Source organism: Amedibacillus dolichus DSM 3991 (genome assembly GCF_000154285.1).
GTDB lineage: Bacteria > Bacillota_I > Bacilli_A > Erysipelotrichales > Erysipelotrichaceae > Amedibacillus > Amedibacillus dolichus.
This window is the reverse complement of the sequence record NZ_DS483478.1, coordinates 44,071-64,458: the sequence shown is the minus strand read 5'-3', so window position 1 is coordinate 64,458 and position 20,388 is coordinate 44,071. Positions and strand designations below refer to the sequence as shown.

Below are 20,388 nucleotides of genomic sequence, written 5' to 3'. Positions count from 1 at the left end.
TCACCTTCCTAGCAATTTTAAATGAGTGGACGCTTAAAATTGAATTTTCGAATGTAAAACCTTCCCAATAATTTGTACGCGTTTATTACGAATATCATTTTCATCAAAAAAACGCGGCTCGTAAGCAGGGTTGGTAGCCATTAAGACTAAGGCATGTTCTTGTTTAAGTATTTTCTTTATTGTAACTTCACTTTGGTCGATAATTACAACGGCAATATCACCGTTTTCTACATCTGAACAAGTTTTCACATAGACCAAATCACCGTCATGGATACGAGAACCGTTCATGGAATCTCCTTGTACCTTTAAATAGTAATCTCCTTGTGCGGCTTCCTTTTTTGTTACTTCTTCATAGCCTAAAAGATTTTCGCTTGCAAACATGTCATAGCCTGCCTTGACATAGCCAAGAATCGGCTTGACCTGTCCGTTCAAAAAAGTGGGAACATCAATTTCAAATAGTTCGGAAAGCTTTTCCAACTTTGCCTCCGGAATATTTTTCGATTCCCCGGATTCCCACCGCTTGACAGTTGATTTTGCAACACCGACATAATCGCCGATAGCTTCTAAGCTTAGATTGTTGAGCTTGCGATAATAAGCAATGAGTTCGCTTAGCTTCATGAATATCACCTGATTTCTTAAGTTTAGTTTACCATAGAATAATGATATGTCAAGAATGGAACGATAAATATATGGTTTTTTTACAAAATATAGAAATGTTCCAAAATATATTGATTTTTGGAACAAAAGGTATATAATAAATTGCGAGGTGAGGAATATGGAACGAGTGATTCTGCATAGCGATATCAATCATTGTTATGCGCAAATTGAAGAAATGAAGTTTCCCCAGCTTCGTGAGGTATGTATGGCAGTTGGAGGAAGTGAAAGAAGCCGACATGGTATTATTCTTGCGAAAAATGACAAGGCCAAAGAATGTGGTGTAAAAACTGGAGAATCGTTGCGCGAAGCGTTTGTGAAATGTCCTCAGCTATGTATCATTCCTCCTAATTATGAGGAATATGTGTATTATAGTGAAAAAGTAAAGGAAATTTATCAAGCATATAGCGATAAAGTGGAGTCATTTGGTCTTGATGAAGCATGGATTGATGTCAGTGAATCCACAAAGCTGTTTGGTAGTGGATATGAGATTGCGACTGAGATACAAAAACGAGTAAAAGATGAGCTTGGATTGAGTGTATCTATCGGCATTAGTTATAACAAGGTGTTTGCAAAGATGGGAAGCGATATGAAAAAAAATATGGGACTTGTAGAAATTACACGAACCAATTTTCGTGATATGCTGTGGCCGTTGCCGATTGAACATTTATTTTATGTTGGTAAGGCAACAGCTAAAAAGCTAAGACAATATTCAATTGTTACGATTGGTGAATTGGCACAGCTTCCCCGTGTTTGGCTGAAAGAACACTTTGGTAAAATGGGAGAGCTTGTTTGGTGGTTTGCGAATGGGCAGGATATTTCGGAAGTTGCTTTTCACAATCAAAAAGAAGAGGTAAAGTCGATTGGAAATGGTATTACAACGCCTAGAGATTTGTGCACGTTTGAAGAGGCGAAAATTGTTTTTTATGTGTTAGCGGAATCGGTTGCTTCAAGACTTCGTGAACAGGGGCTGCAAGGAAATGTTATTTCTATCAGCTTGCGGAATAAATACTTGGAAAGTATAACCAGGCAATGTAAAATTGATAAAGCAACAAATTTAGCGAGTGAGATTATGGAGCATATTTTATTGTTGTTGAAAGAAAATTATGATTTTCATATACCGTTGCGTAGTGTTGCTGTTTCAATTAGTGGGATTCAATATATGGAATGTTATCGTCAGTTGAATTTATTTGTTGATGAGAAAAATTATCAAAAGCAACAGCGTTTAGAGCAAGTTGTAGATGATATCCGGAAAAAATATGGATTTAAGAAAATTCAACGGTGTTGTATGCTCATAGATCAAGGTCTTAGTGATTTTCAGCCACAGCGGGATCATGTGATTCACCCTGAGTCGTTCTTTTAGAGGTTATGTGTATGAGACTGTATAAACGTTATATATCGGTAGTTCAAAGGGTAGACAAAGAGGGAAGAATTACACCGATTTCCATTGTTTGGGACGATGGAAAAGAATATTCGATTGATCGTATTTTGGAAATCCGTAATAGTGTTTCTCAGGTGGGAGGCTGCGGTGTTTTATATCAATGTCGGATAGCCGGAAATATTCGGAATCTTTATTATGAACGAATGCGGTGGTTTGTGGAAAGTACAAAGCCTTAAAAGTGTGTAAAAAGACTAGGGTTTGTTTTTGATATGTATTATAATAAAAACAAAAAGAAATGGAATGGTTAAAATGAAAAAATACGATGAGCAATACAATCAATATATACAAATCTTAAAGGAAGAGCTAGTTCCGGCAATGGGGTGTACGGAGCCGATTGCGATTGCATATATTGCAAGCTATGCAAGAGAGGTTTTAGGCTGTGAACCACAACGCGTGGTTATTGAGGTTAGCGGTAACGTTTTGAAAAATGTAAAAAGTGTTATCGTGCCGAATACAGAGCAGATGAAGGGTATTCAAGCGGCAGTAGCGGCAGGTATCGTGTGTGGAAAGGCAGATCATAAGCTAGAGGTTTTAGCAGAAGTAAATGTTGAAGATAAAAAGAAGCTTCATGCGTATATTGAGGAACATGAGATTCAAGTAGAATTGGCAAAAAGCCCATTTATTTTTGATTTGTTTATTACAGTATATGCCGATGATTCGTATGCACGTGTGCGTATTGTAAATTATCATACGAATATCGTTTATGTCGAAAAGGATCATCAGATTTTATTAGATAAGAAAATCAAAGATGTAAAAGAAGATGTTTGTGATAAAAGTTGCTTAAATGTAAAGGATATTGTAGAATTTGCCAACATTGTGGATATTAGCGATGTAAAAGAGTGTTTGGATCGACAGATTCAGTATAATATGGCAATCGCCGAAGAGGGGATTGCGAACAGCTATGGCGCAAATATCGGTAAGGTGTTATTAAGTATGTATCCTGATGATGTTAAGGTGAAATGTCGAGCCTATGCCGCTGCAGCTAGTGATGCACGTATGAATGGCTGTGAATTACCGGTAATTATTGTATCGGGCAGCGGGAATCAAGGGATTACGGCAAGTGTTCCGGTAGTAGTTTTTGCGAAAGAATCAAATTTGGATCAAGAATTGCTATATCGTGGATTGTTGGTTAGTGATTTAGTTACGATTCATCAAAAAAGTGGCATTGGTCGATTAAGTGCTTTCTGCGGTGCGGTTAGTGCCGGTGTTGGCTGTGGTGCAGGGATTGCTTACATGGAAACACAGGATTATGAAACGGTAGCACATACCATTGTGAATGCATTGGGGATTGTTTCCGGTATGGTCTGTGATGGCGCTAAGGCTAGTTGTGCTGCTAAAATCCAAGCTGCCGTAGATGCAGGTATTATGGGATACTGTATGTATCTTGCTCATCAGCAGTTTCGCGATGGCGATGGTTTGATTGTAAAAGGTGTAGAAAATACCATTCAAAATATTTCAAAATTAGCAAGAGAGGGAATGAAAGAAACGGATAAAGAGATTATTCGTATGATGATTAAGAATTGTTAAAGATATTTACCGTCTTGCATCTTGCATAGTATCCAAGGGGAAAAGGATATATTAACAAATGTGGCAGGTGTTCATCATATACTGTCAATGAGCAAGGACGGTGATTTTATGGAGTATCGCATGGATCAACAGGTAAAGGCGCTTTTAGAATGTGCCAAACAAGAAGCACGCGATATGGGGAATAATTATATCGGCAGTGAACATATCTTGTTGGCGCTCATGAAGGATATACACACACCACTGTCTAGGATTCTTTCATCCCAAGGAATGTATTATTTTCAATTAAAAGAAGATTTGATGATTTTGTTTGGATTGAAGGATCAAAGTATTGGTGAGATTCAAATGACACAAATTGTGGAAAATATGATGGGAGCAGCTGAAAAGCTAGCGGAAGAACGAAATCAAAGACAGCTTAGTGTAGAGGTAGTGTCGATTGCGTTGTTGAAGAGTGGAAGCTGTGTAGCAAATGAAATATTGCATAGATATGATTTAGATGAGGAAGTTTTGCTTTTACAGTTAGAAAACGGATTGATAAGCGAATTGGATAAATATAGTGAATTACGAAATCTAAATCGAACAGAAGGATATGCGGATATTGTTGGAAGAAAGGAAGAACTGGATTTCATGGTATCCGTTTTATTACGCAAGGATAAGGCGAATCCGTTGCTTGTCGGCGAAGCGGGAGTGGGGAAAACTGCACTTGTCGAACAATTGGCACGAGATATTCGTTATAAGAAAATAAAGGGATTGGAAGATACACAAATTTATGAATTAAACCTAAATGCATTGGTGGCAGGTACCAAATATCGAGGAGATTTTGAAGAAAAGCTACAAAAGATTATCCGTTTATTGCAAAAATATCCGGAAGTAATTTTATTCATTGATGAAATTCATCAAATGATCGGTGCAGGGAAAAGTGAAGGATCTATTGATGTGGCAAGTGTCTTAAAACCTTATTTGGCACGAGGCAGTATTCGTTGTATTGGTGCAACCACATTGGAAGAATATGAAAAATATATTGAGAAAGATAGAGCCTTAGAACGCCGCTTTCAGATCATTCATATTCAAGAGCCTTCTCTTGAGCAAGTTTACACAATGTTAGAAGCAAAACAGAAAGAGTATGAAAGCTTTCATCATGTCAGCGTTTGTGAAGAAGCGTTAAGATGTATTGTTCATTATTGTAACTGCTATATACCACAACGTAAATTTCCGGATAAAGCAATTGATGTGTTAGATCTTGCTTGTGTAGAAACAAAGAAGCAACAACAGACAAACGTTGATAAAATAATGATTCAAAAGGTTATAGAGCAGCTAACGGATATTCCGCTTGTATCCTATAATCGTTTTCACTATGTTAAAGAAGAATTACAGAAGCGTGTAATTGGACAATCGACAGTTGTTGCTAAACTTTTAAAGCAGTTGGCATGGATAGAACAAGGAGTTTTAACGGATAAACCTTTAGGAGTATGGTTGTTTTTAGGAAATGCTCATGTAGGGAAAGAGTACGTGATTGATGTGTTTAATCGTTGTTATTTTCATTGTGAGGAGCGCGTGGAAATCAATGCGATTGGAATGGAAGGGACATTGGAGCATGCACTTGTAAAGCTTAGAAGAAAACCATATTCTTTGGTGCAAATCAGCAATTTGCATTTAGCTAATGAGGCAACTTTACTGTTTTTTCAGCAAGCATTTCAAAAAGGTTATATTTGGCATGGAAATCAAAAAGTAGATTTACGCCATAGTATTGTTATTTTACAAGGAGATTTTGATATTACTCAAGAAAACATCTTACATTTTCAACCACAAGATCCGTATATTGGATTAAAAAAGTGTTTGGGAGAAGCGTTTTTAGAAGTGATAGATGAAATATTTTTGTTTGCTGATTTGCAAGTGGAGGATAAAATACAGATTGTAAAAGAAATCGTGCGAAAATGGAATATACCGTTACAAGATACGATTCTTAAAGAGAGCGTAAAACGTACGAAAACCATAGACGAGGCGATTCAACTATTAAAATCTAAATGGATTGATAACTTTGGTGAAGCACATATAAATGAAAAAAACACTTAAATACAGGTATCTAAGCGTTTGTGTTGTCTTTGAGTTGTGAGGTACAGTGCGGGCAGCGTGTAGCTTCTAATGCAATCTCGGTTTTGCAGAAAGGACATGTTTTTGTGGTGGGTTCCTTTTCCACTTCTGCTTCTTTATGTACTTTGGAAGCAAGCTTATTCATGGTTTTGACAAGAATAAAAATAATAAATGCCATAATCAGGAAATTAAGAACTTCTGTTAGGAAAGTTCCGTAATTTAAAGTAGAAGCACCTGCGGCTTGTGCCATTGCTAAGGTAGCGTAATGTTCGCCGTCTAAAGCGATAAACCAATCGGTAAAGTTGATTCCACCGGTAATGACACTGATGATAGGCATAATAATATCGTTTACCAACGAAGTAACAATTTTTTGAAATGCTCCACCGATGATAACACCGACAGCCATATCAAGAACATTGCCACGCATAATAAATATTTTAAATTCATTTATAAATTTTTTCATATAGATCTCCTTTCTATATCCTCTATATTGTAGCATGTTTAAAAAAGAATAGCCGATTCTATGCGAAACAGCTATTCTTTGGAATCTTCAAATTGTTGAATATCTTTTTTGGTAGTGATTTTGATATTGTCATAGCTGCCCTCAATGACTTTGATACGAGCATCGGAAAATACTTCGCAAAGCATGGCATCATCACTGGCAATGATTTCCGGGTGCTTTCTTGCTTCTTCATGACAATAACGAATGAGTGATGTTTTAAATGCTTGTGGAGTTTGAGCGGCAAAATAGTTCTCACGCTTAGGAGTATGAATGGCATAACCATCAGTAACCTCTTTGATTGTATCAATTAGCGGAACCATCAATAATGCAGCATCGTCTTGTTGAAGTGCATATTTTAATTGCTCGATTTGTTCCTTTTTAACAAAGGGACGAACACCATCGTGAATCATCACGTAATCACTTTCAACTTTTGCAAGTCCAAGATATGCACTTTCCTGTCTTGTTGCACCTCCGAAGGTATATACAACCTTTGGACTTGTAATGAGGCTTTCAAAATCTTTTTGTTCTGTTGGGGCAATGGAAATAACAATACGCTCACAGTCCTCATCTGTTAAAAAAGGGCGTAATGTTTTACAGATGATCGGTTCATTATTGATTTTATAAAAAACCTTGTTATAAGTTAAACCGGTACGTGTGCCTTTTCCAGCTGCAACAATAATTACACTATATTTCATATCAAAATCATAGCATATATTAGAGAAATGTAAACAATGAAGTGAGGCATTTTCTTTTACTTAGTTATTTAGCTATATGAATAAATCCAGTTTCCTTTTTTGTAGTAAATATATAGCCAAATGGCACTTGCGATCCAAGTGATTGGCCACCCTAAGAAAACAACACCAATATCATGGAAGATAGGCACACTTCCAAGAATCCATACCATACGTAAACCACACCAGCAGCATACCATAACAATCATCGGAACAGTGGTAATACCGGCACCTCGAACGATGCCAGCCAGAGCGTGCGATAGTGCAAGAAAAATATAGCCGGGAACAAGTACATGGAGCATATATAAACCATATTCAATGACCTTTGTATCATTGCTGAAAATGGATAAAAGCTGTGGCCCAAATAGAAATAACAGCATACTGATACATATCGTTGTGGTAACACTCATAAAGATACCGGTTTTTGCACCTTTTTTAACACGCTCAAGCTTTTGAGCACCCATATTTTGACTGATAAAGGTAGTAAATGCCATGGAAAAGCTCATCACTGGAAGAATTGCAAAACCATCAATTTTTGTGTAAGCACCACAACCTGCCATAGCGAGTGAACCGAATGCATTGATATTGCTTTGAACGATTACATTGGAAAAAGAAACGATTGCATTTTGAATACCACTAGGTAAACCTAGACGGATAATTTCGAATAAAACATCTTTTTTACAATGGATTTTTCTAATCTCCACTCGATATTCTTGTTTGCTTTTACAAAGTAACAATAAGGTCAGAATCGCACTTAATGTTTGTGAGAGAAGCGTTGCCCATGCCGCACCGGCTATACCTATGTGTAAATAAACGATGAAAACGATGTCCAAAACCACGTTGGTTAGTGATGAAAGAATTAAAAAATATAAAGGATTTTTAGAGTCGCCAACTGCACGTAAGATACCACTACACATATTGTAAAGCATAACCGATAAGATACCGGCAAAATAAATGCGCAGATATAAAATAGAATTATCCATAACATCGGCGGGAGTGCCAATCCATGTTAAAATTAAAGGAGAAAAAGCAATTCCTATAAATGTTAATGCTGTACCTGCAAGAAAAGTAAAGCCTAAAGAGGTATGAATGGCATCGCTCATTGCATTGTTATTGCGAGCACCGAAATATCTTGAAATGATAACTCCCGCACCTACGGAAATTCCTTGAAAAAAACTAATTAACAAATTGATGACAGGTCCACTTGAACCGACTGCGGCAAGTGCTTGTGCACCGAGGTTTTGCCCGACAACCATGGAATCTACGGCATTATAAAGCTGTTGAAATAAATTACCTAATAAAAGCGGAATGCTAAAAAGCAAGAGCTCCTTCCAAATAACTCCCTCTGTCATAAGTCCACGATTTTGCTTTCTTCCTATTGTTTTCAAATGATCACTTACTTTCTTATTGTTTATCTTTAAATATTATACATCTAAATAAAGGGAATAGAGTATTGTTGAAATCATTTTGTATGGCGTTTAATTTCTTTTGTATTTTGAAACGGGGCTTAACTTTTGCTTTAGAAAATCGAAATATGAAAAAGCTATAAGAAAATATGAAAAAGCTATAAGAAAATAGTTTACAGCTGATTTTGAAGGTGTTATAATCTATAAACGAGTAGAAATCTCTACTCCCCGCTCTATCAAACGATAGGGCCATAGACCATGAGGAGGTGTACGAATGAAAAAATATGAAATCATGTACATCGTGAACGCTTCTTTAGACGAAGCTGCTAGTCAGAAAGTTATGGATTCTCTTCACAAGATCATCACAGATCACGAAGGAACCATCGACAATGTTGATGATTGGGGCGTAAAAGAGTTCGCGTATGAAATTAAGCACATGAACAAGGGTCATTATGTTGTAATCAACGTTACAGCTAATAACGAAGGAATCCACGAATTCGAACGTTTGGCTCGTATCAACCCAAATGTTGTGCGTTATATGGTTGTTAAAACAGAAGCAGAAAAATAATCTGGAGAGGTAAGAGTTATGATAAATCGCGTTGTATTAGTAGGAAGAATGACAAAGGATCCGGTGCTTCGTAAGACAGCATCAGGAGCAAGCGTTGTTTCTTTTACCGTAGCTTGTGATCGCCGTATCAAAACGGAGGGTCAGCCAACTGCTGATTTTATCAATACCGTAGCTTGGAATCGTACAGCGGATATCGTTGCTCAATATACACATAAGGGAAGCCTTGTCGGTGTAGAAGGACGTATTCAGACAAGAAGCTATGATGATCAAAGCGGTAAGCGTGTATATGTAACCGAAGTAGTTGCGGACAGTGTTCAATTTTTGGAACCGAAGGGTAGTGCGAATGCAAATGTTAGCACAAATGCTTATGTTCCTCAAAACAGCTATGAGCCGTCTTATGAACCGGTTGCAGATACCACACCATCTTATTCCAGTGATTTCGCAAGCAGCGATACTTTAGATATCGCCAGCGATGATTTACCATTCTAATCGGTAGAAAGGAGATTTTACGATGGCATTCAAAAAACAGCGTATGGGACGTAAAAAAGTATGTTACTTTACGAAGAATAAAATTGAAACAATCGACTACAAGGACGTAGAGCTATTGAAAAGATTTATTTCCGCTAACGGAAAAATCATTCCAAGACGTGTAACAGGTACACGCGCTAAATATCAGCGTATGCTTGCTACTGCAATTAAGCGTGCACGTCAGATGGCTTTATTGCCTTACGTAAGCGAATAAGAAAAACAGGTCTTTCGGCAATGTCGGAGGACTTTTCTTTTACCACGGATTTACTTTGGCAGAAGGACTCTTTTGGTTTATAAATTCCGATAGGCGTAGTATAATAGACCTACTATGAGAAAGGAAGTGCATTCATGAAGCAAGATACAAGACGCATCACCGAAGGAGCAATGATGTGTGCGATTGTAGGTGTGCTGTTGTTTGTAAACAGGCAGTTAGCAAATGCGATTGAATTGTTTATGTATTGGGTCTTAACCTTTCCTATTCTAATCTATACCGCTCGCTATGGATTAAAATACGGCATACTTGTTTCAGTATGTATGCTGCTGTTAGGTTTTATGCTTGCAGCTCCAACCACCATTTTCTATCTGTTTATTTGTTTGGTAACCGGTGTTGTTTACGGTGTAGGAGTCAAACAGCATTGGAAGAATGGTTATTTGTTGTTGCTGACGGGAATTTTAACCTTTCTATCCTACCTATTAACAACCATTGTATTTGCAGCATTTTTCGGCTATGATCCAAATGAAGATGTGCTATTGGTAAAAAATCTATTATCCCTATTTCATATCTCGCAAGAAGCTGTTGTACTAGATCATCTCGTCATGAGTGTCGCTGTTATCAGCGCCGCATGCTTAAGTATTCTACAAACCATTTGTATTCATCTATTATCTATGCTGCTGCTAAAGCGCCTATCCATTCCAACCAATCCGATGAAGCCGTTAGTACAAATGCGCCTTTCCAGATCCTGTGGATATATGATTCTTGGCATTTGGATACTATTTTTCCTTGGAAATGTGCTAAAATTAAACCAAGAGCTTCAATCGCTGCTATTTGCTATAAGCCTATGCGCTGCTTTATTGGCAATCGGCTATGGGGTATTTTTATGTATGCTGTGGGCTGCTCAGCATCGCAAGCACTTTATCCTGCTTATCATACTTGCTTCTATTTTGATTCCGTTTGCACAACTGTTGCCGCTGGGAATCGGAATGTATGGCATGCTAAGTAATAAAAAATAATGAAATGAGGTGTTTTCATGGATAAATTTGAAAACTTTAAAATACAGGTCGCAATTATCGTAGCCGCTGAGCTTGTGGCATTGCTTGCCTTGTATGTTGCCGATCTTGATGGTGTATGGATTTTACCGATGGTTGTTTTGGTCGTTTTCAATTTATTGATTTTCACATGGATCATTACAAAATATGAACGCGATAAGAAACAACGATATGTGGATATTTCACGTATCTTAGGTCATGATGCCAAAGATGCCTTGGTATTTGGAGAAATCGGAATCATCACGTACGATGATGAATATATGGTTACTTGGATCAATGATTTTTTAGAACATAGAATTGATATTGTCGGGAATAAAGTAACCTCTTGGATTGCCGATATCGCTGCTTTGTTAAATGGTGAAGTTGAAACCATTACGGCACAAAGCGATGGCTATATTTATGAAATTATCCGTAAAGAAAACGCCAAGGTTCTCTATGTGAAGGATATTACGGAATATGCACTATTGCGTAAGCAATATGAACAAGATGGTATTGTTGCAGGACTTTTACAGCTAGATAACTATATGGAGTATCAGCAATACGAAGATGAAAGCCGTATGGCAACGATCAACACGAAGCTTCGCCAGCCCCTTATTGATTGGGCAGGACGTTATGGCATGTTTATTCGCCGTCTGCGCAGTGATCGCTATTTGGTGTTTATGAATGAATCCATTTATGAACAGGTACAAAAGGATCGCTTCGATCTTTTGAATATCGTGCGTAAAAATGCAGAGGAAATTGATGTAAATATTACTTTGAGTATGTCTTTTGCTCGAGGAACCGATGATTTTCAGCAGCTTGATACGATGATCAACGACTTAATGGAGCTAGCACAAAGTCGCGGAGGAGATCAGGTTGCGGTCAAGCGGTATGGACAGGACGTAAAATACTATGGCGGAGGAAGCGAGGCACGTGAAAAACGCAGTAAGGTACGTGTGCGTGTCATGTCTCAAGCGATTCGTGAGGCGATGATGGAAACCGAACGCATTTTCATCAGCGGACATGCCAATATGGACTTTGACTGTATGGGAAGTGCTTTGGCGGTATCACGTCTTTCACAAGCACAAGGAAAAAAGACCTATATTATTTCCAAAAGCGGTGGAATCGAGCCACAGCTTATGGAAGCTTTCTATGGCTATGGGGATAAGCTGTCTTTGCGCCATAATTTTATCAGCGATGAGGAAGCAAGCACGATGATTGGAGAAAATGATTTATTATTTGTAGTGGATCATCACAGCCCACAACAATCCGGTGCGCCGAAAACTTTGGCGGCGGCCCAGCGAATCATTATTATCGATCACCATCGCAGAAGTGAAAACATTATTAACAATTCCTTGCTTGTTTATGTAGAACCAAGCGCAAGCTCTACCTGTGAGCTGGTAACGGAATTCTTGCCATATCAAAATAAACGTGTCGATATCAGTGAAGAAGAAGCAACTTTGATGTATGTTGGTATTTTGGTGGACACCAATCGCTTTAAGATGCGCACCGGAAGTCGTACCTTTGAAGTGGCGGCTCGTTTAAAGAGCCTTGGAGTCGATCCGATCGCAGCCGAAAATATGCTGAAGGAGGATTTTGATGACTTTGAAGCGAAAACCGCTATCTTAAATTTTGCGAAGCCATATCAAGATGGTGTGGTAATTGCGGCAGTGGACGAAGCCATAAAGTGCAATCGCACCTTGATGTCGCAGGCAGCGGACTTACTATTGACGATCAAGGGTGTAGAGGCCAGCTTTGTGCTTGCGAAGATTGATGATAGAACAATCGCAATTTCCGCTCGCAGCAAGGGTGTTATCAATGTGCAGCTTATTATGGAGCGTATGAATGGTGGTGGGCATTTCAGTGCCGCAGCCTTACAGCGCAGTGATACAAGCGTAGCTGCTGTTTTAGAGGAACTAAAGGCTACGATTACGGAATATTTAGAGGAAAATAAGGAGGATACGAACAGTGAAAGTAATATTGCTAAGTGATGTTAAAAAGGTAGGAAAAAAAGGAGAAATCGTTGAGGTTGCCGATGGCTATGGCCGCAACTTCCTTTTGCATAAGAAATTGGCTGTTTTAGCAACCAAAAAAAGTATGGAGATTTTAGATGAGGAAAATTTACAGCATGAGTTGCGTGAAAAGGAATTGGAAGCGCAAGCACAGGAGTTAGCGAAACGCTTAGAAAAAATTACCTTGGAATTTCATGTAAAGACCGGTGAAGGCGGACGTGTATTCGGTGGTGTTTCAACGAAACAGATCGTTGAACAGCTACGTGAAAAATATGAGATTAAAATTGATAAGCGCAAGGTATTGGATAATGGAACGATTGCCTCTTTAGGTTACAGTAATGTAAAGGTAGATTTATATCGCAATAAGGTAATCGGTGTCATTCGTGTCCATGTGAATGGATAGGGGGCTTTATGAGCAGAGAATTACCCCACAGCAATGAAGCCGAGCAATCCTTGCTTGGCGCTATGATGATTTATCCAAGTGTCGCTGCGATTGCCTATGATCAGGGCTTAGAGGCTAAGGATTTTTACTTGGATATTCATAAGCGGATTTATACGGCTATGCAGGATATCAGCGATGCCGGAAAACCGATTGATGTTACGACTCTTGTTTCACGCTTGCAGGATCTTGAACAGTTGAATTTGGTGGGTGGTGCGGATTATATCATCAAGCTAAGTGATACTGCTATATCCAGTGCCAACAGCTCGTATTATATCGAGATTATTAAAAGTCGTGCACATCTGCGCCGATTGATTGAAACGGCTGAGCTGATTGCCGAGGACGGTTTTGATACGGCAAGTGATTTAGATGAAGTAATGGACAAGGCCGAACGTGAAATTTTAAATGTTACAAGAAGTCGGCGAGCAACGGATTTTAAATCCAGTCGTGATGTTGTATCCAATGTTATGCAGGAACTTATGAAGCTGCGTTCTATGGAAGGACATATTACCGGAGTAAAAACCGGTTATACGGATTTGGATCGTGTAACCAATGGTTTTCAACGAGGCGATCTGATTATCTTAGCTGCCCGTCCGGCAATGGGAAAAACCGCTTTTGCGTTGAATTTAGCTTTAAATGCCAGTTTTTATAATTCCGGAGCCATTGCGATCTTCTCACTGGAAATGCCAGCGGAAGCTTTGATGAAGCGTATTTTAAGTGCGAAATCAGCCGTAGAATCCAGTAAACTGAGAAGCGGTAATATTCGTGATGATGAATTTAATAAACTGAATGAGGCAGCCAATGAGCTAATGGCAACCAAGCTGTTTGTAGATGATAGTTCTAATGTGAAAATCAGTGAGGTTTTTTCTAAATGTCGTAAGCTACGCTCGGAGCATGGCTTAGACTTGGTAGTAATCGACTACTTGCAGCTTATCAGTGGAAGCGGGCGAAGCAGCGGAGATAATCGTCAGCAGGAAATCAGTGAAATCTCCCGTTCCCTAAAGGGACTTGCCAGAGAGATGGAATGTCCCGTCATTGCATTATCGCAGCTTTCTCGTTCCGTAGAAACCCGTCCGGATAAGCATCCGATGCTATCCGATTTGCGTGAATCCGGAGCTATTGAGCAGGACGCGGATATTGTTATGTTCTTATATCGTGATGAATATTACAATAAGGACGAAAACAGTCAGGAAGATGCGGAAACCACAAATACGACCGATGTGGATATTGCCAAGCATCGTAATGGAGCAACCGGACGTATTCAGTTGGCTTTCCAAAAAAATATATCCGCCTTCTACAATATCGCCCATAGCGATTATTAAAAGGAGCAGCTATGAGATTTTCGTTATTAGCAAGCGGTTCACAGGGGAATTGCTGTGTCATTCAGCATAAGGACACTAGTATTGTAATTGACTGTGGAACAACCAAGAAATATTTATTAGGCGCTTTTGAACAGATTGCCTATGATTATCAAAGCAGTGATGCGATCTTGATTACGCACACGCACAGTGATCATATTGCGCAAATGAAAATGTTTGAACAAATTCCAACCTATGCAACAAGCGCTATTCCAACCTCCTATTTGCATACGATTGCTCCCTTTGAGGAATTTGATATTAAGGATATTCACATCACTGTTCTTCCGATGAGCCACGATTGTGAAGGAACTGTCGGCTTTTTATTGGAAGGTGATGATGAAAAATTAGTCTATATCACAGATACCGGTTATGTGAAGGAAGAAGTGAGACAGTGGATTCAAAATGCCGATTATTATATTTTAGAGAGCAATCATGATATTGAAATGCTTATGCAAACCAATCGCCCGATTTACTTGAAGCAACGCATTATCGGCGACAGCGGACATTTATGCAATGAGGACTGTGCCGGATTGGTTGGTGATGCGATGGGAGAAAAAACAAAGGAAATCGTGTTGGCACATATTTCAAGAGAAGGCAATACACGTGAAAAAGCCTTAGAAACACTAACTGAGCATTTACGTAAGCGTAAGCTTCTGCATGAACAGCTGCGCTTATTTCCTGCCGGACAATTTGAAATTTATCAAGGTGGAAAAAAGGATCTGTAACATAAAAGGAAACGTATATTTGAGAAGCTATAAAGAAAAAAAGCATATGATGAAGAGGGTATAAAAACCGAATACATCATTTGTTTTTTTATTGTTTTTTTATATTAAGAAATATCGGCATTGGACAATCACTGTTTGGCTTGTGAAAAATGATAGATTCATTGCTTTTCTGTTTGAAATTGCCTAGTTGCTTTTGCGTCTTTAAAAATAAGGGGACGTTTGATTTTAAGGTTTTGTTGTGCAAGCAGATATGCTATACTTGATGTAGAAAAAGGTGAGATCATGATTCGAATTATTGCAGTTGGAAAGTTAAAAGAAAAGGCATTAAGTATGTTGGTTGAAGAATATACGAAACGCCTTCGTCCATTTACCAAGCTGGAAATCGTAGAAGTCGCAGATGAGAGCGCACCGATGTCAAACAGTGATGCAAACAATGCGATGGTAAAGGAAAAGGAAGGGGAAAGAATCTTAGCCAAGATCAAGGATAACGAATATGTTATTTTGTTGGATCTTTGGGGTGAAATGATGAGCAGTGAAGCCTTTGCGAAAAAGTTGGAGCAATTACAAATCTATTCCACCAGCAATCTTACATTTGTTATTGCCGGTTCACTTGGTCCGGGAGAAAATGTATATCGCCGCTGTAATGCACGATTAAAGTTATCGGAAATGACCTTTACGCACCAAATGACACGAGTGATTTTGTTGGAACAGGTGTATCGGGCATACATGATTCGTAATCATAATCCATATCATAAATAGGAGATAAGAACAATATGAGCAATCAAGAAAGTGTAATCAATCCGGGATTGATTGAAGCAATCCATATCATGCGCGCACAGCACGATGAGCAAACTGTGAATCACATGTTGAATGAGGCAGTAAGGGCAAAATATTTAGCACCGGTTATATTTAAAAAGAATGCACAGGGCGATGAAGAAATGCAGCTGTCGCTGATGAAGTCCAAAGACGGAAAGAAATTTCTGATGGCATTTACCGATTGGTCGCAGGTACATCGTTGGAAAAAAGGCGGGGATATTAAAACCGCAGTTTTATCCTTTGATGACTATGCAAAGCTGATCGTTGATGAAAAAAGCGGAATTGATGGCTTTATCATCAATCCTTTCGGAGAGAATCTGCCGTTTTTTAAAGAAATTGTTGCGGATTTAATAAAGCAGAAACAAGCCTTTGATGCCGAAGCAAGTGAGCCGCAGGGAATTGAAATTGATGATGCAAAGGACGTATCACAAGAACTGCTTACAGCATTAACACAGTATATGGAAAAAGAAGCCGGAATACGTGCCGCTTATTTACGTGAAATGAAGCGAGGAAATCGTCAAAGCTATTTGATCGTCGTTGATTTTGAAGGTGAAAGAGAAACGATTTTTAAACAGATTGCCGATTGTGCAGTTCCTCATTTACACGATCTCTACTTGGATATGATACCGATGGATAGCGTTGGGGAAGGTATTTTAGATGATGCACAGCCATTCTATTGTGTAAAAGGGTATCAAAAGCCAATCATTAAAAATCCAAGTGCTGCCATTATCGAGGATATTTTCGATCTTAAGGACGGTAAGGGTTGCGTGCTTGCCTGCTATGTCATTCAAGAGGGCTTTGCGGTAGGTGATGAGGTAGATGTAATTACCGCACAGGGACGACCTGCCTTTAAGGTAACCATTCAAGCAATCGAAGTACAGGATATGCGAGTACAAAATGTACAAGCAGGCGGAAACGGTATGCGCTGTGGTATCTTGATTGAAGGACATAAAGCAAATGAGTTTTATGCCGGCTTACGTTTGTTGAAGGCAAATCATTAAATAATAGCAGATTAAGAGAACAAGCAGTTTTGCGAAAGACGGCTTGTTTTTTACCTATACAAATTCATAAATAAAGCATAGAATAGATTGAAATGAAAGGTATTTCAAATATTGAATAATTTTTCATTTCATATTGACATAGTTACAGAAAAGGTGTAAATTAGAAGAAACCAATGCGAAAGAGATAACGTAATTCATGCGCTTACAGAGAGTTGCACAGAGGTGGAAGTGCGATAGAAATGCAGTTTTACAAATGGACTTTCAAGGGCGAGGGGAACGCGTAAGCTAGTATCCAAGACGTTTGCTCACGTTACAGAGCTAGAAATGTGTTAGCATTTCGAATAAGTGGGTGCTTTTTCATTAGAAAGCATCAATTCAGGTGGTACCGCAGATGTAACGCATCTGTCCTGTAGTCGATGACAATAGGGCGATGCGTTTTTTATATAGGGAGGTGGTTTATGTGAAAGATACAGATAGCCGATGGTGTCATATATAGCAACAAGAAAAAATGAGGAGGAAAAAGAGATGAAAAGAGTATATAAAGGGATTATAACATTGATGTGTGCTTGTAGTGTTTTGGTTGGGTGCAGCAGCAAGGAGGAGCTTCCGGTCGTATCGGTTGCACAGATTGTCGAGCATAAATCTTTGAATTTGATTCGCGATAGTTTTACAAAACAAATGGAAGCATTGGGCTATCGAGATGGAGAAAATATTACGTTGGTTTATAAAGATGCGGGCAATCAAATCAGCAATTTGGATACGATCATGTCTACTTTTGAGGGGAACGGAAGTGATGTGATTGTAGCCATTGCGACACCAACTGCCATGGCAGCGGCAAAATACAGCGAACGTATTCCGGTTGTGTTTTCGGCAGTTAGCGATCCATTAGAGGCAAAGCTCATGGACAATTTAGAAAAGCCGAATCATAACATTACCGGAACAAGTGATGAGGTACAGGTGGATCAGATTTTGGATTTGGCATTGATGATTGATCCGGATTTAAAAACCCTAGGCTTTCTTTACAATACGGCAGAGGCTAATTCCATCAGCAATCTGAAAAAAGCAAAGGCTTATTGCAAGGAGCGAGGCATTGAGCTTCGTGAGGCAAGCGGAACAAACATCAGTGAACTGCAAGCCGCCGCAAATGTATTGGTAAGTGAATGTGATGCGATTTTTGCACCGAATGATAATACGGTCGCAAGCTCAATATCTGCATTAGTTGCGACAGCTAATAAACATAAGGTACCGGTTTATACCGGTGCGGATTCCATGGTTAGTGATGGTGGTTTTGCAAGTGTTGGAATCGATTATACCAAGCTCGGTGAGGAAACTGCCAATATGGTAGATCAGATTTTAAAGGGGAAAAAGCCAAGTGAGCTACCGGTTAAGGTGTTTAAGGACAATTTGAATATCTATGTAAATGAAACAACGATGAAGGAGCTGGGCATTGAATTGCCAAAGGAAATCGCACAAAGTAAACGCCTTGTGCGAATGCAATAAGGAGATGAGCGTATGGCTGTGAGTGTATTACAAAATACGATATTACTAGGGTTTATTTATGCCATCATGGCATTAGGAATATTTCTTTCGTTTAAGGTCTTAAATATTCCGGATCTAACCGTTGATGGAAGTTTTACAAGTGGTTGTGCGGTGTCGGCAGTGCTTACGGTAATGGGCTATCCATTGCTTGGTATGCTTTTAGGTTTTGTGGTAGGTATGCTTGCGGGAGTGGTAAGTGGAGTGTTACAAACGCACTGTAAGATTCCTTCCGTATTAGCCGGTATTCTAACCATGACCGCTTTGTATTCAATAAATCTTAAAATCATGAATGGTATGCCCAATGTTTCCTTGTTTGGTAAGGATACGGTGATAACTCCATTACAGCACATATTTGCATCAAATGGTGCACTTATGTTAGCCTTAGGACTAGTGGTGTTGGTTAGCGTGCTGTTATATTTGTTTCTACAAACACAGCTTGGTTTGAGTTTGCGTGCTACCGGAGATAATGAAGCAATGGTACGTGCCAGTTCAATCAATTCCGATGCGATGAAAATCTTAGGGTTAGGACTTGCCAATGGTCTTGTCGGCTTAGGTGGTGCTTTGTTTGCGCAAAATCAAGGATTTGCCGATGTTAGTGGGGGAATCGGTATGATGGTAATCGGATTGGCAAGTATTTTGGTTGGAGAAGCGTTTTTGCATAAGCGTGGCATCGGTTGGCAGCTTTGTTCCGTTTTGCTAGGTGCAATCATCTATCAGCTGATTATGACCTTTGCACTTCAGCTTGGAATTGCGTCAAGTGATATTAAGCTTTTATCGGCAGTGCTTGTGGCAGGAGCGATTTCTTTGTCGCAGTTGCAATGGAAAAGGAGGAAGCAGCATGCTTGAGTTTATTGATGTGAGCGTTTGTTTTCATAGCGGTACGGCTGATGAGAAAATGGCGTTGGACCATGTATCGCTGTGTATAGAAGATGGAGATTTTATTTGTGTGCTGGGAACGAATGGGGCAGGAAAAAGTACGTTGTTGAATGTTATCAGCGGGGCTATTCCCGTTACATCGGGAAAAATTCTGTTAGATGGTGAGGATATTACGCATTTGCCGGAGCATAAGCGAGCAAGGGCAATCGGTCGCTTATTTCAAGATCCTTTAAAGGGAACTGCACCGAATATGACGATCGAAGAAAATCTCGGTTTGGCATATAGTCGTGGGAAACGTGCCGGTTTTCATCGGGCAATCAAAAAGGAGGATCGCCGCTTTTTTATAGAAAAGCTATCAGCGCTGCATTTAGGCTTAGAGGAGCGTTTAAAAACGAAGGTAGGTTTGTTATCCGGTGGACAGCGACAGGCACTGACCTTGTTGATGGCTACCATTGTAACACCGAAGCTCTTGCTTTTAGATGAGCATACCGCAGCACTTGATCCCAAAAATGCTGCTTCGATCATGGAAATCAGTGAAGAAATTATTAAGCAGCACCAAATTACGACCTTGATGATCACACATAATATTTCTCAAGCTCTGTTGTATGGAAATAAGACGATAATTTTGAATGAGGGGAAAATCGTAAAGGTATTAGAAAAAGAAGAACGCAAACAAACAAGTGTTGAGGATTTGTTGGCGATGTATGATTTTGTTTAAAAACAGGAATAAGAAATGGCATATTTTGAAAGGTATGTGCATATCATAGACATGCGAGGTTAAGCTGCTTTTGCAAAAAAACACAGATATTTGCAAAAAAATCTCTTGACTTTTCGCATGTCTTTCATTTTTTGGATATGAAAATATCAAAGCATCTGAAAACGCATACAAAATATTTATCTTTATGCTGCAAAAGGTGGAAATTTGCACCAAA

21 protein-coding genes are annotated in these 20,388 nt (G+C 39.1%); 17 read left to right on the top strand and 4 right to left on the bottom strand.

The features are described 5' to 3' along the window. Window positions 1-33 precede the first annotated feature (33 nt). Window positions 34-618 carry a LexA family protein gene (locus tag EUBDOL_RS09720; protein WP_004800777.1) on the bottom strand — a complete coding sequence of 195 codons (585 nt, stop codon included), beginning with the start codon at window positions 616-618 and terminating at the stop codon, window positions 34-36. A gap of 157 nt (window positions 619-775) precedes the next feature. Here EUBDOL_RS09720 and EUBDOL_RS09715 point away from each other — a divergent pair, with 157 nt between their 5' ends. The 4 genes from EUBDOL_RS09715 (at window position 776) to EUBDOL_RS09700 (ending at window position 5,692) form a co-directional block, all read left to right on the top strand. Continuing rightward, on the top strand, window positions 776-2,017 hold the full coding sequence (locus tag EUBDOL_RS09715) for a DNA polymerase Y family protein (protein ID WP_004800776.1): 1,242 nt from the start codon (window positions 776-778) through the stop codon (window positions 2,015-2,017). 11 nt (window positions 2,018-2,028) lie between these two features. Beyond that, a complete protein-coding gene (locus EUBDOL_RS09710) occupies window positions 2,029-2,271 on the top strand; it encodes a hypothetical protein (RefSeq protein WP_004800775.1) in 243 nt (80 codons plus the stop codon). A gap of 73 nt (window positions 2,272-2,344) precedes the next feature. Then, window positions 2,345-3,622 carry an L-cysteine desulfidase family protein gene (locus EUBDOL_RS09705; RefSeq protein ID WP_040463800.1) on the top strand — a complete coding sequence of 426 codons (1,278 nt, stop codon included), beginning with the start codon at window positions 2,345-2,347 and terminating at the stop codon, window positions 3,620-3,622. A gap of 108 nt (window positions 3,623-3,730) precedes the next feature. Next, window positions 3,731-5,692 carry an AAA family ATPase gene (locus EUBDOL_RS09700; protein WP_177254225.1) on the top strand — a complete coding sequence of 654 codons (1,962 nt, stop codon included), beginning with the start codon at window positions 3,731-3,733 and terminating at the stop codon, window positions 5,690-5,692. 10 nt (window positions 5,693-5,702) lie between these two features. Here EUBDOL_RS09700 and mscL read toward each other — a convergent pair whose 3' ends face one another. The 3 genes from mscL to EUBDOL_RS09685 all read right to left on the bottom strand — a co-directional run bounded on the left by mscL (window position 5,703) and on the right by EUBDOL_RS09685 (window position 8,295). Continuing rightward, window positions 5,703-6,173 carry a large conductance mechanosensitive channel protein MscL gene (gene mscL, locus EUBDOL_RS09695; RefSeq protein ID WP_022419950.1) on the bottom strand — a complete coding sequence of 157 codons (471 nt, stop codon included), beginning with the start codon at window positions 6,171-6,173 and terminating at the stop codon, window positions 5,703-5,705. Window positions 6,174-6,244: 71 nt separating this feature from the next. Further along, window positions 6,245-6,907 carry a 2-C-methyl-D-erythritol 4-phosphate cytidylyltransferase gene (gene ispD, locus EUBDOL_RS09690; RefSeq protein ID WP_004800771.1) on the bottom strand — a complete coding sequence of 221 codons (663 nt, stop codon included), beginning with the start codon at window positions 6,905-6,907 and terminating at the stop codon, window positions 6,245-6,247. Window positions 6,908-6,975: 68 nt separating this feature from the next. Beyond that, a complete protein-coding gene (locus EUBDOL_RS09685; RefSeq protein ID WP_004800770.1) occupies window positions 6,976-8,295 on the bottom strand; it encodes an MATE family efflux transporter in 1,320 nt (439 codons plus the stop codon). A 328-nt stretch (window positions 8,296-8,623) separates the two neighbouring features. Here EUBDOL_RS09685 and rpsF point away from each other — a divergent pair, with 328 nt between their 5' ends. The 13 genes from rpsF (at window position 8,624) to EUBDOL_RS09620 (ending at window position 20,174) form a co-directional block, all read left to right on the top strand. Then, window positions 8,624-8,917: a 30S ribosomal protein S6 gene (rpsF, locus tag EUBDOL_RS09680; RefSeq protein WP_004800769.1), complete on the top strand. Its 294-nt coding sequence runs from the start codon at window positions 8,624-8,626 to the stop codon at window positions 8,915-8,917. Window positions 8,918-8,935: 18 nt separating this feature from the next. After that, window positions 8,936-9,406: a single-stranded DNA-binding protein gene (gene ssb / locus EUBDOL_RS09675; RefSeq protein WP_004800768.1), complete on the top strand. Its 471-nt coding sequence runs from the start codon at window positions 8,936-8,938 to the stop codon at window positions 9,404-9,406. 22 nt (window positions 9,407-9,428) lie between these two features. Then, a complete protein-coding gene (gene rpsR, locus EUBDOL_RS09670) occupies window positions 9,429-9,659 on the top strand; it encodes a 30S ribosomal protein S18 (RefSeq protein WP_004800767.1) in 231 nt (76 codons plus the stop codon). A gap of 134 nt (window positions 9,660-9,793) precedes the next feature. Next, window positions 9,794-10,675 carry a DUF2232 domain-containing protein gene (locus EUBDOL_RS09665; protein WP_004800766.1) on the top strand — a complete coding sequence of 294 codons (882 nt, stop codon included), beginning with the start codon at window positions 9,794-9,796 and terminating at the stop codon, window positions 10,673-10,675. Window positions 10,676-10,692: 17 nt separating this feature from the next. Further along, complete coding sequence (locus EUBDOL_RS09660) at window positions 10,693-12,681, top strand: GGDEF domain-containing protein (protein ID WP_004800765.1); 1,989 nt, start codon at window positions 10,693-10,695, stop codon at window positions 12,679-12,681. Next, window positions 12,659-13,105, top strand: a complete 447-nt coding sequence (rplI, locus tag EUBDOL_RS09655) for a 50S ribosomal protein L9 (protein ID WP_004800764.1) — start codon at window positions 12,659-12,661, stop codon at window positions 13,103-13,105. The genes EUBDOL_RS09660 and rplI overlap by 23 nt, the downstream gene beginning before the upstream one ends. Before the next feature lie 8 nt (window positions 13,106-13,113). Beyond that, window positions 13,114-14,463 (top strand): replicative DNA helicase, encoded by a 1,350-nt coding sequence (dnaB, locus tag EUBDOL_RS09650; protein WP_004800763.1) that lies wholly within the window; start codon window positions 13,114-13,116, stop codon window positions 14,461-14,463. 11 nt (window positions 14,464-14,474) lie between these two features. After that, window positions 14,475-15,224 (top strand): MBL fold metallo-hydrolase, encoded by a 750-nt coding sequence (locus EUBDOL_RS09645; protein ID WP_004800762.1) that lies wholly within the window; start codon window positions 14,475-14,477, stop codon window positions 15,222-15,224. A 282-nt stretch (window positions 15,225-15,506) separates the two neighbouring features. Then, on the top strand, window positions 15,507-15,983 hold the full coding sequence (rlmH, locus tag EUBDOL_RS09640; RefSeq protein ID WP_004800760.1) for a 23S rRNA (pseudouridine(1915)-N(3))-methyltransferase RlmH: 477 nt from the start codon (window positions 15,507-15,509) through the stop codon (window positions 15,981-15,983). 14 nt (window positions 15,984-15,997) lie between these two features. Next, the gene (locus tag EUBDOL_RS09635) at window positions 15,998-17,041 is read left to right on the top strand and encodes an enhanced serine sensitivity protein SseB C-terminal domain-containing protein (protein WP_004800759.1); all 1,044 of its coding nucleotides are present in this window, start codon (window positions 15,998-16,000) and stop codon (window positions 17,039-17,041) included. Window positions 17,042-17,566: 525 nt separating this feature from the next. Continuing rightward, entirely contained in the window at window positions 17,567-18,541 is a 975-nt protein-coding gene (locus EUBDOL_RS09630; RefSeq protein WP_040463799.1) for an ABC transporter substrate-binding protein, read from the top strand. 12 nt (window positions 18,542-18,553) lie between these two features. Further along, window positions 18,554-19,426 carry an ABC transporter permease gene (locus tag EUBDOL_RS09625; protein WP_004800757.1) on the top strand — a complete coding sequence of 291 codons (873 nt, stop codon included), beginning with the start codon at window positions 18,554-18,556 and terminating at the stop codon, window positions 19,424-19,426. Then, window positions 19,419-20,174 carry an ABC transporter ATP-binding protein gene (locus EUBDOL_RS09620; RefSeq protein WP_004800756.1) on the top strand — a complete coding sequence of 252 codons (756 nt, stop codon included), beginning with the start codon at window positions 19,419-19,421 and terminating at the stop codon, window positions 20,172-20,174. The genes EUBDOL_RS09625 and EUBDOL_RS09620 overlap by 8 nt, the downstream gene beginning before the upstream one ends. Window positions 20,175-20,388: the final 214 nt, after the last annotated feature.